We start from the raw sequence: 15,848 nt of genomic DNA on the forward strand, positions 1-15,848 counted from the left end.
ATGCACAGCAATCCCCATAGGTTGTTGCCACATAGTAATGGAATCACCAGATTTGCCCGTACCTGAAATTGAGCCAAGATATCGCGATGACAGTCCGTCAGACCAGCATTATCTATATCATTCACGACCTGCATTCGACCTTGGACATAGGCGGCAGCATAGTTTTCGCCGAAGCAATGGTCATGAATGGGGATTTCCATTGCTGAACTATATCCATCGACAACTGATTCGGCGACAAATTCACCATCATCAAAATTGGATTCAGGATAGAACTTAAAAATAGCAACGCGATCGCATTGCAGCAATTGCTGAATTTCTTGACAAGCGGTATCAAAAATTATTGAGAGATCGAGGGATTGACGGATACGCTGAGTAATTCCTCGCAATAAGGTTTCTCGATTTGCTTGTTGGAGAATAATTTGCTCGGCTTGTTTGCGATCGCTAATATCGCGCACAATTTTAGAAATCCCGACCATCTCTCCAGCGTCGTTCATTAAAGGCGAGATAGTTGCCGAGACCTCAATGCGTTTACTTTCTTTGCTGATACGGACAGTTTCAAAATGTTCTACCCGCACTCCTCGCATGAGACGCGCCAAAATCTGAGGTTCCTCCTCCAAGCGGTCAGGGGGAAAAAGCATAAAAACAGGTTGCCCGATCGCTTCAGCCTCTGAGTAGCCAAATAATCTCTCAGCCGCAGGATTCCAACTAGTAATAATCCCTTCTAAAGTCTTAGTGATAATTGCGTCATCGGAGGATTCGACCACAGATGCTAAAAGCCGCAATGACTCTTCCTTTAGTCTTAGCTCAAACTGACTGATGACCAGCCGACTCAAGGCTTCTAGTTGTCTGATTTGTTGCTCGGTAAGATCGTGAGGTTGGAGATCGATGACACATAGCGTTCCTAAAGCAAAATTATCATCAGTAATTAATGGAACTCCAGCATAAAAACGAATATTCGGATCTTTTGTGACCAGTGGATTGTCAGCAAATCGAGGATCGAGGCTGGCATCAGGAACATTTAAAATCGCACTTCCCGCAACCGCATGACCACAAAAAGAAATATCGCGAGGTGTTTCTGTTGCCTCAATTCCAACGCGGGACTTAAACCATTGACGATCTTTGTCAATCAATGAGATTAGGGCGATCGGGGTTCCGCATATATCCATAGCAAGTTGCGTCAAGTCGTCGTATACCTGCTCTGGCAATGTATCCAGAATTTTGTAGCGATCAAGGGCGACTAAGCGATCGCTTTCGTTAGCTGGAATATCGGGTTTCTGCATGGAGTTAAACCATTGCTACACATCATAAATTGCATCTTACATCGCATTGGATTGTAGTTGCGAATTTTGTACAAAAATTTGTTGAATTATAGTTGCAAGTTGCTTGAGTTTAATTGGTTTACTCAAATATTCATTAGCGCCAGCTTCTAGACATTTTTCCCGATCGCCTGTCATCGCCAAAGCTGTCAGCGCAATAATTGGAATATCAACCAGATTAGGATCGAGACGGATCTGCCGAGTTGCCTCTATCCCATTCATGACAGGCATTTGGATATCCATCAATATCAAATCAGGATGATGAGCTTTAGAGAGAGCGATCGCTTCTTGTCCATCTTTTGCTAAGAGAATTCGATAACCCTTAGCTTTAAGGTAACTCGAAACCGTCATAGAATTGACTTCATCATCATCTACAACCAATATCAGAAAATCTTGTCTGACATCTTTATCAGTGTTTGAGAGTTCTAGTTCTGAATGCTCAACTGACAGATTGTTGGTGCCCATTTCAGTTTGAGGGTTTGAGGGAGGCAGACAAGGTAGCAAGATTGTAAAGCAACTGCCCACACCCAGTTCGCTAGTTAAGCCAACACTACCACCATGAAGCTCGACAATGCGCTTTACCAAGGCTAGCCCCAATCCCGTCCCTTCAAATTGCCGATTTAAGGCACTATCGATTTGAATAAAAGGCTGAAATAGTTTCTGAATATTCTCTGGCGCGATGCCTATACCCGTATCGCTTACAGCAATCTGTAGATAGTCTTGTGTTGTTTCTATTGTTTTATTCAGACTAGAAGGTAGTTGTGTGACTTCTAAGATGACAGACCCTCCAGTTGGCGTAAATTTAACTGCATTACTGAGTAGATTGATTAATGCTTGACGAATACGTCGTTCATCTATTTGCAGATTAGGGAGGTTAGGCGCAAGTTTGATTGCTATTTGAATTTGCTTTTTTAGGGCTTGCTGCTTCACAAATTCTAAACTTGATTGAACTATCAGAGGGAGTGAAGCGGGAGCACAATCTAGCTCAATCTGTCCAGACTCAATTTTTGCCAAGTCCAAAATGTCGTTAATCAATTCGAGAAGATGGTTGCCGCTGCTTTCGACAATTTGCAATGCGTTAAGTTGGCGATCATTCACTGTGCCAAACACTCTATCTTGCAGTCCTTCCGTCATGCCCAAGATAGCATTGAGTGGAGTCCGCAATTCATGACTCATATTCGCCAAAAAACTATCCTTCAGCCGATGAGACTCAATTAGTTGGATATTGGTCTGTTGCAATTGCTGCAAAAGATTCTCTTGGCGCTCCATCATATGGAAGAAGGCTGTTGATAAACGACTAATTTCATCTTTGGATTTATTGTGCACACCACTTTCTATGCATGTCTCGTTGCAGGCTTCTAAAATTGGTTGCAATCGACGGTTTAGATAACGGATAAATAGCACCACAACAAAAGCCAAGACTATCGCTGACGAGAGAGTTGCACTGAAAGAGAGCAATAACGCAGGCTTGACAACCGTATCATAGGGAATAGATTGCAACATCACCCATTGACTACTAGGCACTCTCTGATAAACCCAATAACTTTGTGTCGCATTTGATTTGAAGTATCCTTGAGATTTTCCTTGAGCTAATGCATGTTGAATCTCATCCCAAACAACTTTCAATGATGGAATTGATGCAATATTTTCTAGATTAGATACTTTGTTTGGTTCAGGAGCATATCCTAAGAATATTCCTTCTTGAGTGACAAACACTGAATATCCACCTTCCTTGGACTTACTTTGATCGTTAAGGTTAAGATCTCTAATGTTAATATCACCATTCACAATCCCAATCAGGTTTCCATTGCGATCGCGAATGGGACCTGCAAACGTCACCAATGGAATTGGGTAAATCTGATTAATATATGGCTTTGACCAAAAATACTTGTTCGCCTTAATAGCATCGGTATAATATTGCAACTCAGGATATCTATCTACTTGCCAAAGTTCCACCAGACTATAATTGGCATATTCTGGAAGTTTAACACCTCGATTTGGTAGCGACTCTTCGATATAAGGTCCAAACCACTGGCGATCTACCAAGCCATTTGGAGTCTGCATCACGCCAAAGCCAGTAATCAGTTTTGGACGAATAGACATAGATGAAAGAACTATTTCGTCGTATGCGGATGGCGATCGCACCCCGTTATTTTGTAAATTGATAGTTGCTACGACTAAACTCTTTAAAAAAACCTCACTGTTACGAAGCTCAGTATCTACCTCTCTAACTTTGAGATTGGCTTCCTCAGCTAAATTGTGTAGCTTGTCAGCCTCCAAATTAAAATAAAATAGAATCCCTAACCCAGCTAATCCAATAGTAACAGGTGTCATTATTGATAAAAATAATCGCGCACCGATAGAATCCATCCCAAAATTTACTGGCTTAGATGAATTGACGAACTTTTTTTTAGATAAACTTTTTCTCATATATATCTATATCAGGGCTAAAAATATTAAGGCTAGAACGAACCCAAAAAATTACACATTATTTTTTCTCTGCATTTAAAACATGTTGAATACTAGTAGCCAATTGCTTAAGTTTGACAGGTTTTGTCAAATATTCATCCGCCCCTGCTGCCAGACATTTTTCGCGATCGCCTGTCATCGCTAGAGCCGTCAACGCAATAATCGGAATATCAACCAGATTAGGTTCGAGACGGATCTGCCGAGTTGCTTCCAAACCATCCATAACGGGCATTTGGATATCCATCAAGATCAAATCAGGGTGATGTAATTTAGCGATCGCGATCGCCTCCTGTCCATCCCTTGCCAATAAAATGCGATAACCCTTAGCTTCTAGATAACTAGAAAACGTAGCGATATTAGCTTCATTGTCTTCTGCTATCAAGATTAAGGGGTTCTGGGTAGCTTCGCTAGCAGATGGTAACTCTAATGAAATAGAAACTGGTTGTAAACCTTTCACGAGTTCTGGTGAGACAGGTATGTAGGGCAACTCTATCGTGAAGCAACTTCCCAATCCTAGCTCGCTAGTTAAACTCACTCGACCACCATGCAACTCCACCATCTGCTTCACTAGAGCTAGTCCCAAACCTGTTCCTTCATATTGACGATTTAAGGCGCTGTCGATTTGGATAAAGGGCTGAAATAGTTTCTTGATATTTTCTGGGGTAATACCAATACCTGTATCGGTTATAGCAAAGCAAATCCAAGAGCTAATACTCTCGATCTCCTGAATTTCCTGCTTGCTGACTTTTAGCGTGATCCTGCCACCTTCTAAAGTGAATTTCACAGCATTATTGAGTAGATTAATCAGTACCTGACGGATACGCCGTTCATCCATGCTCAGATCGGGTAAATTTTCAGGTAGTTTAATATCTAGCTGAATACTTTTTTTATGGGCTTGTTGTTTGATGAAGGCTAGACTAGACTGACAGAGCGAAGCCACATTAGTAGGACTGTAGTCTAGCTCAATCAGTCCCGATTCAATTTTGGCGAGGTCGAGAATATCGTTGATCAATGACAGCAGATGGTTGCCGCTTCGTTCAACGGTTTGTAATGCTTTGAGTTGTTTCTCATTGATACTACCTAAGACTTGCTCCTGTAGAGCCTCGGTCATGCCTAAAATGGCATTGAGTGGGGTACGAAGTTCGTGGCTCATATTGGCTAAAAACTCATCCTTAAGACGGGTAGCATGGACGAGTTTTTGGTTGCTATCTGTGAGCTTTACTTCTGTTTGTTGTCGTTCTATCAGTTCTTGCTGTAATTGCTCAAACAGACTTGCCTGCTGAATAGCGATCGCTAATTGGTTTGCAGTTTGTTGTAGGAGTTGTGCTTCAGAGTCTTGCCATACTCGTTTTTCTTGGCAGGCATGAACGACCAGAAGCCCCCAGATTTTGATGGATTTCACAGGATCGACCCACCGATTGTTTTCGCCGATGTATACTTCTTGTAAAATAGGAGCAACGATTTTGGACTGAATTTGACCTGCGATGGAATATTCTTGGAGGCAATATGTCCAGATATCGTTCATCACATCGTCAACTATGCGAGGCTGTCCCCGCCAATAATGATCGAGCATATCCTGAGACCAAACTTCATCCCCCCAGCTTAGGTCTTTGAGATTGGCAAATTCATCCGATACACATTCTTCGACAATTCGGGTTCGGCCGTCGGGAAAGAGCTGAAACACGATCGTGCGATCGCATTGCATCATGTCTTTAACCTGCTGAGTTGCTTTCGATAGGATCTCGCTAACATCGAGTGATTCTAGTATGCATTGGGTGATCACCCCAAGGGCTTGCTTTTGCCGTAGTTGGAGCGCGATTTCCTGCTCTGCTTTCTGGCGTTCTGTAATATCATGTAGAGAGATCAGATATGCAGGCTGATTTTCCCATTCAATCAGCACAACTTGCATCTCACTCCCCTCTATTTTACCGTCACGGGTAAGCAGATCAATTTCAAATCGATTATTCAGGACGTTGGGTATGCCAATGATCTGCCCACTCAGTTGCTCAAATCTCATCTTAAATGTTCCCGCTGCCGATGGGTTAGCAAAGACTATTTTTCCTTCTCGATCGACAATCAAGATCCCATCAGAGACATTAGAAACAATCAGATTTAGACGGTTTTCACTATTTACTAGTGCCGTTGTCCTTTCTTCTATTCTGCGCTCTAGTTCCTGATTGAGTCGTTGCATCTCTGACATCGTGTATGCTTGCTGGAGTGCAATACCAATGTGAGTGGCAAGTTGTTGTAGTAACTCCACATCTGACGTTTCCCAGTGACGAGGTTGCGCGCAAGCCTGTGCTGCTAATAGTCCCCAGAGCTTATCTCCTTTCAGAATAGGTACAACTATTATCGCTTTTACCTGAATCTGAATAAGGAGATTCATGTGACACCAAGTCAGCCCACCTAGATAAACATCGTCTGTTACTTGAACACGCCCATTTCGGTAAGGCTCCACCATATTTTCTTGAAAGTGTGGATCGGTGATAGTTATTCCTAAAAGTGAATTCCATTCAGTTACAACGGATTCGGCTACCACCACACCACTCCAATTTGGTTCAAATTGATAGGCAATCACGCGATCTGTTTTTAGGAATTGGCGAATTTCTTGAACTGTCGTGTCAAGAATAACCTGCAAGTCCAGTGAAGCTTGAATGCGATTGGAGATCGCTATTAACAATGATTCATGTTCAATCTTGTGTGTTTGTTCTTGTTGAGGCGATCGCAATATGAGTTCATCAACCTGTAATAGCCCTTTTAAAGTAACAACTGCGATCGGATAGTCATGCTCATCTAGCAGTGGTAAATAACTAATGTGATGTTGACGCAGCAAATTGATCGCTGTCACCACATCCTGAAAGGCATCCATCCGCATTGTCACAACTGGATGTGTCATCACATCTGTAACCTTAATTTCTTCAAGGGCTAAGTCTGCGACCATAAACCTCGTCAAATCTGTCGGAGTCACAATCCCTACAAGTCGAGATTCAGCCGCAACCAAAACACATGAGGCATAGCTTCTAGAAGACTCTGCTCTTTTTAGATCTATCTCAAATGGAATAGATACCTGATGTTGTGCTTGATTCATCAATTGCGCTACTTCACGCAGCGAAGACTCAGCACTAACAATCATCGGATTGTGAGCGATCGCTTGTTCTAAAAGATGTGGACTATATGTTTTGGTCACAACGAGATCTCGCAAGCATTGCTTGATAAATATGTAGTATAAAACCTATTTAAGAATTACTTTCTGCGGTCAAAAGCTTCAATATATCCCCCTCACCCCCCCTTTAAAAAGGGGAAGAATTTAATTCTCCCCCTTTTTAAAGGGGGGTTGGGAGGGATCTAGCTCAATTCTTACATGGTTTCTAAACTATTATCTCTTAAATTAAAAGCGGCTGAGAGATCTGTCACAATAGACTAAAGGTTATGTCTGAGAAAGCTAAAAATTTATGGTCGAAATAAACAAAAGTCTCAAAACCCAACTGCCCAAGTGTCCGACAGGCATTCAAGGGCTGGACGAAATTACTGGTGGGGGATTACCTCAAGGACGACCAACTCTAGTCTGTGGCTCGGCGGGTTGTGGTAAGACTCTGTTTGGGGTTGAGTTTCTAGTGCATGGCGCAATTGAATATGCCGAAACAGGCGTACTAATGACCTTTGAAGAAACTGCCGAAGAGATCACCCAAAACGTCACATCATTAGGATGGGATCTCGATCAGTTAGTCTCGGATGGCAAAGTGATCATTGACCATGTTTATATCAATCCTATCGGCTTAGAAGAAACTGGAGATTATGACCTTGAAGGTCTATTTATTAGACTCGGTAGTGCTATTAAAGAAATTGGTGCAAAGCGAGTAGTTTTAGATACGATTGAAGTCTTATTTGCAGGTCTAAATAACACCAATATTGTGCGGGCAGAGTTACGCCGTTTATTTAGCTGGTTAAAGTCACAGGGTGTAACGGCAATTATTACTGGAGAGCGAGGAGAGCATACCTTAACACGTCAGGGACTAGAGGAATATGTCTCAGATTGTGTAATTCGATTAGAACAGAGAACTGCGGAAGAAATTACAACCCGCTATCTCCAAATATTTAAATATCGAGGTTCTCGGCATGGCTCTAATGAATATCCATTTTTGATTGAGGAAAATGGCATTTCTGTCGTACCGATCACCTCAGTTGGTCTAGATTATGAAATATCTACTGAACGAGTCTCAACAGGAATTTCTCGCCTTGATAAAATGTTAGATGGTGGCGGATACTATCGGGGTAGCAGTATTTTGGTCACGGGAATGGCGGGAACTGGTAAGACGACATTAGCTGGTTTTTTTGCCTCAGCAACATGCGATCGCGGTGAACGCTGTCTTTATTTGGCAACAGAGGAAGCTCCTCAACAAATCTTGAGAAATCAACGCTCCGTTGGACTTGATTTGACCCATCATGTCGAGAATAGACTATTGAGATTTGAGTCGGTACGACCAACTGCCTATGGATTAGAAATGCGTTTGCAAATTATCGAGACTTGGGTTAAAGAATTTCAGCCTAGCTCTGTAGTGATCGATCCAATGAGTAATCTTGCCACCATTGGGACGTTGAACCAAACCAAAAATTTTCTCATGCGCTTGATCGACATGTTTAAATCTCAACAAATCACTGTTTTCTTTACTAACCTTCTCCAAGGTGGTGCGCCTTTAGAGCATACAGAACTGGGTGTGTCATCTCTGATGGACACTTGGTTAGAACTTCGGACTATAGAAACTAATGGGGAGCGCAATCGGACTCTTTATGTCCTTAAGTCTCGCGGTATGCAACATTCTAATCAAATCCGTGAGTTTGTCTTAACGAGTAATGGCATAGAGTTGCTAGATGTATACTTAGGACAGAACAACTTCCTGACTGGAACCGAAAGAGTCGCGCAACAATCTAAAGAGAAATTAGCCCAACTCAGCCGCAAGCAAGAATTTGACCGTAAAAAACTACGACTTGTGCAGCAACAATCGCTTGTACAGGCTCAAATTAAAGCCCTTGAAATTCAACTAGCGATTGAGCAAGCAGAATTAGATATGTTTAGTCAGCAAGAAGAGACTGCTCAACAAGTTTTAACTGAAAATAAATTTAACATGTCAGTCCTTCGTAAAGCCGATCAAACAGATTTATAAATATCGAAAAAACCTAAAGAGCGATTTGGGACTTAGCAAGCAATGGATATCAATACAATAGAGAATCTAACTCCACCTGAGGAAGAAATATGGGAACTACGGCTGTATGTCGCGGGGAAATCGGCTAAATCACTTTTAGCGATCGCTAATTTGCAAAAAATCTGTGAGGAGTACCTCGACGGGCGCTATCGCATTGAGGTAATTGATTTAGTTGAGCAGCCGCATATTGCCAGAAAAGATCAGATTATTGCAGTTCCAACTTTAATCAAAAAATTACCTCTTCCCTTTAAGCAAATTATTGGTGATTTATCCAATCAAGAAAAAGTCCTAATTGGATTAGAGTTACGAAAACTTAGTCATTGATAGGACTTATGCGTAAGCCCTAAAATTGTTCATAAATACTATCCATACATGTTTACTAATCAACTCACTTTTAATCAAAAATACTTCTACTTAACTGTTTTACTCTTCTTAATAGAAGTTTGTATCGCAGTTTTTATCGACGATCGGTTTATCCGTCCTTTTATTGGGGATGTTTTAGTGGTTATTCTTATTTATTGCTTCGTCAAATCATTTTGGAAAGTTCGCGCAAATGTAGCTGCGCTATCTGTATTTGGATTTGCCTGTGCGATCGAAGGATTGCAGTATCTAAATCTCGTTGATAGACTAGGACTAAGGCAGAATAAGATTTTGGCAACTATTTTAGGGACTACCTTTGATTGGAAAGATATCTTGGCTTATGCTCTTGGCACTGCGATCGTATTGGTATGGGAAAGTCGTTAAAGGTGATGCTTTGCACCACCTTTAACAGATATCTTATCGAGTTCCAAGCATTGCTTCTAGTTCCTTTAGACGACCTTCGGCTAGCCGATCGCGACATTGTTTTACCGATCGCGTGGTCTCGTTGGAATTTAATGACTCAAACTGGCATTGTTGCGCTTGATATTGCAACCATTGGCGTTGCCCAGAGGAATTGTTCATCTTTTCGTTCTTCAGGATTTTAGATAGACGTTGGGTAGTTATGTCTGGAGTAAATTGAGAGATGTTTGTTCCTTGTAAATCGGCGATGCGATCGTTAGTCACTCGCGCTCGACAACTGAAATATAAAAGAGAGTAAATTGAGCCTTTGCGGAATGGTGCGCTCAACTCTTCACAGTGGATATCTCGATAGGAATTCCAAGTTTTTTCGATCGCTTTGAGTTGGGTTTTCCTAGCTTCAGGTACCCGACTATAAACTTCGTCATAAATTAGCGATCGCAAGAAATCGGCAGTTTTTGCCCATCTAGAAGCACAGATGTTTAGATAAAGCTGGGCTTCTCCCTCACAGGCTGGAGGTGCGACTCCAAACTGTTTCGAGTTAGCGATTGTTTCCGATGAAGCAGGAGCGATCGCGATACAGGTCAGTCCTATTGAGATCGTCAGAGAATGCAAAAAAAAATTCATGGTTCGGCTTTGCGCTCAAAGCGCTATATTTGCACAAAAGATGACATCTAATAATTCTATAATCTTTACATCTTTTCACCCAATTTGCTGCAAACATGACCATGCCTGACTCACCTTCACCTCGCGCAGAACTGCTCTCATCCATGCTTTTAGAATTAATCGAGATTTTGCGCGATCGCCAAGGTAGCACATGGTTAGCGATCGTTCGCATCGCCTCTGGCAACTCTGCAACGATCGCGATCGATGAGGCTCGGATACATTTACATGCCTCAGGTGGACAAGAATTGCAAATCACGATTTCCACGGCTGAGACTGACGCACTCAATGATTTTGAAAGCACTGGGATTGTCTTACGCAACGTCATGTTTGGCAGATCTACTCTCGAAAAGGCTGTAGCCTCTGGCAAAATCTTCATTCGCGCTAGTTTTGGGGAGCTATTGAAAATCCGTTCAATTGTTTCATCAGTTCTACTTGATACAGAGGTTGATCCAAGATTACTCAGGCTCTGGACAAGATTTGATCGGGAATGGCAGAAATAACCAAAAGAGAAAAACGCCCGCGTAGCGGGCGTTTTTCTCTTTTGGGGTTTAGAACTAGGCAATCTTGCTCAAAATGGAAAGTGTACCAAAGCCAATCAGAATGATTCCACTACCCCAATTGAGCCAGCTTGACCAACGGCGAAGTTCTAAAAACTGTTTGATGATTCCTGTAAATGTACCTGCGATCGCCAGAGGTAATACGGAACCGATCGCATAGGCTAGTAAAAACTCTGTGCCAACCAGTAAATTTCCTGAGCCTGATACCCAAGCCAAAAGGGTCACTAACACAGGTGTACTGCAAGGCGAAGCCACAAATCCAAAGGATAAACCGATTAATAGCGATCGCAGTCCTGTTGGTAAATTTTGGGATACTTCCCAGTTACCAAAGCTGGGTAAACGGAAAGAAATCACTTCCAATAGTTGTAATCCCATCGCGATCGCAATGATTCCCATCACTACTGACCAACCCCAAGCTGTCTGTCCATAGATCTTGCCAAGTAGTGCGGCGGCTAGTCCAAAACCAGTGAGGGCGATCGCAAAGCCGAGACAAAACCAAGCTGATTGCAAGGCGGACTTCCATGTGCTTTTGGATTCATAGCCGCCAATATAACCAATCGTGAGTGGTAACATCGACAGGGTGCAAGGGGTAAGGCTGGTGACCAGTCCTGCCAAAAATACTACGCCAACACTTATCCATGAGGCTTGATTGAGTTGGCTATTCACCAAAGCATTAGCCCATTGTTCGAGATGGTAAAACCAGTTTGGTAGCGATCGGAAGAAGGCATCAAAAAATTGCAGCATAGTGATTACTATAACCAAAATTAGAGTTACTGCGCTTCGCGCTGCAACTCTAATTTTGGATTTCTCATAAATCGCTCATAAATCAATCTAGGATTGTTTTTGAAGTTTCTTGTTAGACAGGCTGTCTTTTGACTACTAGAGCAAATACCGTCATCATACATCCAGACTAAAATTCAACTCGACTTTGCGGCTAAGCCGCGTAGGGCATCAGCTATAGCTTTGCCCTTATTTTTCGTGAATATTTAAGGAATACATAACTATGAAACGCATTTTTTCTATTCTCGCGATCGCCTTAACCATGTTGGTGAGTCTAGCTTTCGGGCAACCAGCCTTTGCTGAAGTCTCCGCAGGCGCAAAAATCTTTAACAATAACTGTGCTCAATGCCATGCAGGTGGTCGAAACAACGTAGTTGCCGCTAAAACCTTGAAGGCAGACGCATTGGAGAAGTACGGCAAGAACACCGTGGAAGCCATTGCCCTACAAGTTACCAAGGGTAAAGGAGCCATGCCTGCTTTTGGTAAAAAACTAAGTGCTGATGACATTAATTTAGTTGCTAACTACGTGCTTGATCAAGCCAAGGCTGGTTGGGCTAGCTAAGAATTGATTTCTTGCTGAATAACCGTGATTTTCGACAGGCTTAAACCGTTGCAAATCACGGTTGTATTATCTTCTACGGAAAGCGATCGCATGATAAACCAACATCCCCACAAAATCACATCTAGCTTTGCGTCCAAAGTCGCTGTCTTGCTATCTTGCGTCACACTTGTCACGATGACCATTACTACGGTAGCGATCGCCCACGAAGTTAGAACCTCTCAAGAAGTTGGTGGCACAATTCATATCGAGCCAAACGATCGCCCTATTGCTGGCAAAAAATCCACAATTTGGATCGCGCTCACTAAACGCGGCGGCGAGATTATTCCTTATGGAAAATGTAATTGTCGGATGGAAGTGCGATCGCTAAGCGATCGCAATATCAAATTTACAGTCGCTAATCCTTTAGCAATTATTGAGCGCTATTTAGGATTACCGAGTATGGAAGTGACATTTCCACAAGTTGGTAGATATGAGCTTAAGTTGAGCGGTTCAGTAAGAGAAGGCGAAAATTTTCAGCCGTTTGAATTGACTTTTACGACCAATGTGGGCAAATAGGTTGGGATGTTAAAAGTGTTGCGAAGCAACACTTTTAACAATAATTCAGCGCAAAGCGCTATAAATAAAGAATGCTAGATTTACTGCTCGTTGCTGCTTTAGGATTTTTAGGGAGTTTTGGTCATTGTGTAGGCATGTGTGGCCCATTGACCGTCGCTTTCTCACTTTCAGGTAAAGAAAGCAACTCCAAGGACAATTCTAAAAATAATTCTAGAAGTTGGCAACAGCATTTTTATTTTCACGCATTGCTAAACATTGGCAGGATTTTGAGCTATGCGATCGCAGGGGCTTTTATCGGTGCGATCGGGTCGGTGCTAGTAGCGAGTGGACAATTTGCAGGAATTGAGAGCGATTTGCGGCGATGGTTGGCGGTTTTGACAGGGCTTCTATTGGTATGGATGGGAATTGTCCAGATAAAACCTGAAGGTTTGCCCAATCTTCCCTTTCTCAATCCGATGGCATTGGTCGGACTACATCAACGCCTCAGCAATGCGATGATGAAATTATCATTGTATTCCCATCCACTTACACCTGCATTACTGGGAATGACATGGGGATTGATTCCCTGCGGATTTCTCTACACTGCTCAAATCAAGGCTGCGGAAACGAGCAATATGACACAGGGTGCGCTAACGATGTTGGCGTTTGGATTGGGAACGTTACCCTCGATGCTGGGTATTGGTGTATTTGCAGGTTTATTAAGTCGCGATCGCCGTAGTCAGTTATTTAGAATGGGTGGCTGGATTACGCTCACAATCGGCATCTTAACGCTATTGCGAACTAGCGATATGGTGGATTACACAGGACATGCGGGTTTGATCTTGTTAATGCTTGCCCTCGCCGCCCGTCCTCTCAATCAGATTTTTAAGTCTTGTTCAGCGTTAATGACCTATCGAAGAGCGATCGGTGTTGGTGCATTTGTTCTCTCCCTTGCCCATACATTCCATAAAATCGAGCATACTTTTCAATGGAACTTCGATGCTTTATCCTTCATGATTCCGCAGCACCAAATCTCAATCTGGCTAGGGGCGATCGCGATCGCGCTGATGACTCCCGCCGCCCTCACCAGTTCCGATTGGATGGTAAAGAAACTCGGTAAAGCTTGGCGCTATTTACATTTACTCTCGGTTCCAGCTTTGGTACTTGCATCAGTTCATACCATTGCGATCGGCTCTAATTATCTCGGTGCAGTGGAATGGACTCCAAAAAACTGGATTTTGACGATTTTATGTGGGGTGATTACGGCAATTGCTTTATTTTTGAGGATTATTAAAAAACAATAAAAATATATTTCTCACTGTCTTTACTTTCTAAGTTTAAAAATGTATGATTTTTTTAGGTCAGTGGCTAAAAATTTCATTTAAGCGATTCTATGGCTATTAAAAAAGTCTTGATTCTGGCGGCAAATCCTCTAGATTTAGCTCGGATACGGCTGGACAAGGAGGTAAAAGAAATTCGCACGACGTTGGAACGATCTCCAAATCGAGATCGCTTTGTGATCGAGTCGCGAGGTGCAGTGAGTCCTGAAGATTTACAGACATACTTACACAATCTCAATCCACAGATTCTGCATTTTTCAGGGCATGGCGGTGGCGATCTTGGTTTGGCTTTTGAGGACGAAGATGGCAACTTGAAGGCAGTAAGTAATGATGCTCTGGCGGATTTGTCTAAGCTGTTTGCCAATCAAATTCAATGCGTGGTGTTGAATGCTTGCTATGCGGTAGGACTGGCTGAGGCGATCGCGCAGCATATTCCCTATGTGATTGGGATGAATCAGGCGATCGGTGATAAAGCAGCGCGGAAATTTGCGGAAGGTTTTTATAAGGCGATTTGGGTCGATCGCTCGATTGAGGATGCGTTTGCTTTGGGGGTGAATGCTATCAAAGTAGACGGGATTCCTGAAGAGTTAACGCCTGTATTAATAAAGCGCAAGCCACCCATACCACCACCTACACCAGATCCTCATATTGTGGTGGAAAATAATGGCTACTTTTACGTCGTGAGATCGCAGTTAGAGCAGCGCTGTTATGAAGAGGTGGTAAAGGCGGGGACTTTGATCAGGATTAAATCACCCGAACGCATGGGTAAGTCCTTAATGATGGGGCGGGTTTTAGACTATGCCACCCAGCAAGAATATCGCACGGCAGTAATCGATTTACAAGAGGCGAATAAGGAAATATTTGCGGATATCAACAAGTTTTTGCAATGGTTTTGCGCCTGTGTGGGCGATCAGTTGGAAATCGAGCAGCGAACTAAAGATGCTTGGAAAGGTATGTTGGGACCAAATACTAATTGCACAAAATATGTCGAAAGGTTCTTTTTGCATAGTGCGGATTCGCCATTAGTAATTGCGATCGATAATTTTGATCGTGTTTTTAAATATTCTGCAATTGAAGCAGATTTTTGTGGATTGCTACGTGGTTGGTTTGAAAAGGTGAATACCAGTAGGGTTTGGGGAAAGCTGCGTCAGATCATCGTCTATTCGGAAGAATCTTCGACCACCCAAAATATCAATCAATCACCTTTTAACGTCGGTTTACCGATCGACATCGACGAACTCAATGCATCTGAAGTACAGGCTTTAATAAGTGCCTATAAATTGTCTTGGACGGTTGCCGAAGTGACCAAGCTGATGGATATGATCGGGGGACATCCTTATCTAATCCAAAAAGCGATTGACCAGATCGCTCATCAAAATATCAGTCTTGAAACTCTACTTAGAAGTGCGCCAACTGAAGCAGGAATTTATAAAGATCATCTCGTCAAACGGCTGCAAAAGCTGGAAGCTAATCCCGACCTTGTAGTAGCGATGAAACTGGTTGTCAATTCCAATTCCCCTGTGAATTTGAAAGCACAGGAAGCATTAAAACTTGACAGTATGGGATTGATTAAACGGCAAGGTCAGGATATTGTATCTCGATGCAATTTATATCGCTTATATTTTAAAAATAGATTGAGCTAACAG

The 15,848-nt window shown here is 42.5% G+C and carries 14 protein-coding genes; 8 read left to right on the plus strand and 6 right to left on the minus strand.

Going from position 1 to position 15,848, the window contains the following annotated elements:
* The 3 genes from APA_RS25275 to APA_RS18835 all read right to left on the minus strand — a co-directional run.
* Positions 1-1,280, minus strand: a 1,280-nt coding sequence (locus tag APA_RS25275; protein ID WP_236579853.1) for a GAF domain-containing protein, incomplete at its 3' end; no start/stop codon positions are given.
* A gap of 36 nt (positions 1,281-1,316) precedes the next feature.
* Positions 1,317-3,650, minus strand: a complete 2,334-nt coding sequence (locus tag APA_RS18830; RefSeq protein WP_201323783.1) for a response regulator — start codon at positions 3,648-3,650, stop codon at positions 1,317-1,319.
* 154 nt (positions 3,651-3,804) lie between these two features.
* Complete coding sequence (locus APA_RS18835; protein ID WP_201323784.1) at positions 3,805-6,972, minus strand: GAF domain-containing protein; 3,168 nt, start codon at positions 6,970-6,972, stop codon at positions 3,805-3,807.
* A gap of 265 nt (positions 6,973-7,237) precedes the next feature.
* Here APA_RS18835 and kaiC point away from each other — a divergent pair, with 265 nt between their 5' ends.
* From kaiC to APA_RS18850, 3 genes are read left to right on the plus strand one after another with little or no spacing between them, the layout of a single operon-like run.
* The gene (kaiC, locus tag APA_RS18840; RefSeq protein ID WP_201323785.1) at positions 7,238-8,947 is read left to right on the plus strand and encodes a circadian clock protein KaiC; all 1,710 of its coding nucleotides are present in this window, start codon (positions 7,238-7,240) and stop codon (positions 8,945-8,947) included.
* Positions 8,948-8,989: 42 nt separating this feature from the next.
* A complete protein-coding gene (locus APA_RS18845; RefSeq protein WP_201323786.1) occupies positions 8,990-9,310 on the plus strand; it encodes a circadian clock KaiB family protein in 321 nt (106 codons plus the stop codon).
* Positions 9,311-9,358: 48 nt separating this feature from the next.
* On the plus strand, positions 9,359-9,730 hold the full coding sequence (locus APA_RS18850; protein WP_201323787.1) for a DUF2809 domain-containing protein: 372 nt from the start codon (positions 9,359-9,361) through the stop codon (positions 9,728-9,730).
* Between the two features lie 33 nt (positions 9,731-9,763).
* Here the strand turns inward: APA_RS18850 and APA_RS18855 are convergent, their stop codons facing one another.
* Positions 9,764-10,390, minus strand: coding sequence for a lysozyme inhibitor LprI family protein (locus APA_RS18855; RefSeq protein WP_201323788.1), 627 nt, complete (start codon positions 10,388-10,390; stop codon positions 9,764-9,766).
* Positions 10,391-10,491: 101 nt separating this feature from the next.
* Between APA_RS18855 and APA_RS18860 the strand changes: the two genes are divergently transcribed.
* Positions 10,492-10,929, plus strand: coding sequence for a hypothetical protein (locus APA_RS18860; protein ID WP_201323789.1), 438 nt, complete (start codon positions 10,492-10,494; stop codon positions 10,927-10,929).
* Positions 10,930-10,983: 54 nt separating this feature from the next.
* On the opposite strand, the gene APA_RS18865 is transcribed toward APA_RS18860, so the two are convergent.
* A complete protein-coding gene (locus APA_RS18865; protein ID WP_374101374.1) occupies positions 10,984-11,784 on the minus strand; it encodes a cytochrome c biogenesis CcdA family protein in 801 nt (266 codons plus the stop codon).
* Positions 11,785-11,989: 205 nt separating this feature from the next.
* Here APA_RS18865 and petJ point away from each other — a divergent pair, with 205 nt between their 5' ends.
* Entirely contained in the window at positions 11,990-12,328 is a 339-nt protein-coding gene (petJ, locus tag APA_RS18870) for a cytochrome c6 PetJ (protein ID WP_201323791.1), read from the plus strand.
* On the opposite strand, the gene APA_RS18875 is transcribed toward petJ, so the two are convergent.
* Positions 12,325-12,501: a hypothetical protein gene (locus APA_RS18875; protein ID WP_236579855.1), complete on the minus strand. Its 177-nt coding sequence runs from the start codon at positions 12,499-12,501 to the stop codon at positions 12,325-12,327. The two genes, petJ and APA_RS18875, sit on opposite strands and share 4 nt — an antisense overlap.
* A 1-nt stretch (position 12,502) precedes the next feature.
* Between APA_RS18875 and APA_RS18880 the strand changes: the two genes are divergently transcribed.
* From APA_RS18880 to APA_RS18890, 3 genes are all read left to right on the plus strand, one after another.
* Entirely contained in the window at positions 12,503-12,883 is a 381-nt protein-coding gene (locus APA_RS18880; protein ID WP_201323793.1) for a hypothetical protein, read from the plus strand.
* Positions 12,884-12,954: 71 nt separating this feature from the next.
* Positions 12,955-14,166 carry a sulfite exporter TauE/SafE family protein gene (locus APA_RS18885; protein WP_201323794.1) on the plus strand — a complete coding sequence of 404 codons (1,212 nt, stop codon included), beginning with the start codon at positions 12,955-12,957 and terminating at the stop codon, positions 14,164-14,166.
* Positions 14,167-14,255: 89 nt separating this feature from the next.
* Entirely contained in the window at positions 14,256-15,845 is a 1,590-nt protein-coding gene (locus APA_RS18890) for an AAA-like domain-containing protein (RefSeq protein WP_201323795.1), read from the plus strand.
* Positions 15,846-15,848 lie beyond the last annotated feature (3 nt).

Source organism: Pseudanabaena sp. lw0831, from assembly GCF_016584665.1.
GTDB lineage: Bacteria > Cyanobacteriota > Cyanobacteriia > Pseudanabaenales > Pseudanabaenaceae > Pseudanabaena.

What these genes read in the sequence shown, in the direction of transcription:
- kaiC (WP_201323785.1), top strand. Translation starts at nt 7,238, where the DNA reads ATGGTCGAAATAAACAAAAGTCTCAAAACCCAACTGCCCAAGTGTCCG.
- APA_RS18855 (WP_201323788.1), bottom strand. Translation starts at nt 10,390, where the DNA reads ATGAATTTTTTTTTGCATTCTCTGACGATCTCAATAGGACTGACCTGT.
- petJ (WP_201323791.1), top strand. Translation starts at nt 11,990, where the DNA reads ATGAAACGCATTTTTTCTATTCTCGCGATCGCCTTAACCATGTTGGTG.
- APA_RS18830 (WP_201323783.1), bottom strand. Translation starts at nt 3,650, where the DNA reads ATGACACCTGTTACTATTGGATTAGCTGGGTTAGGGATTCTATTTTAT.
- APA_RS18885 (WP_201323794.1), top strand. Translation starts at nt 12,955, where the DNA reads ATGCTAGATTTACTGCTCGTTGCTGCTTTAGGATTTTTAGGGAGTTTT.
- APA_RS18880 (WP_201323793.1), top strand. Translation starts at nt 12,503, where the DNA reads ATGACCATTACTACGGTAGCGATCGCCCACGAAGTTAGAACCTCTCAA.
- APA_RS18860 (WP_201323789.1), top strand. Translation starts at nt 10,492, where the DNA reads ATGCCTGACTCACCTTCACCTCGCGCAGAACTGCTCTCATCCATGCTT.
- APA_RS18850 (WP_201323787.1), top strand. Translation starts at nt 9,359, where the DNA reads ATGTTTACTAATCAACTCACTTTTAATCAAAAATACTTCTACTTAACT.
- APA_RS18845 (WP_201323786.1), top strand. Translation starts at nt 8,990, where the DNA reads ATGGATATCAATACAATAGAGAATCTAACTCCACCTGAGGAAGAAATA.
- APA_RS18890 (WP_201323795.1), top strand. Translation starts at nt 14,256, where the DNA reads ATGGCTATTAAAAAAGTCTTGATTCTGGCGGCAAATCCTCTAGATTTA.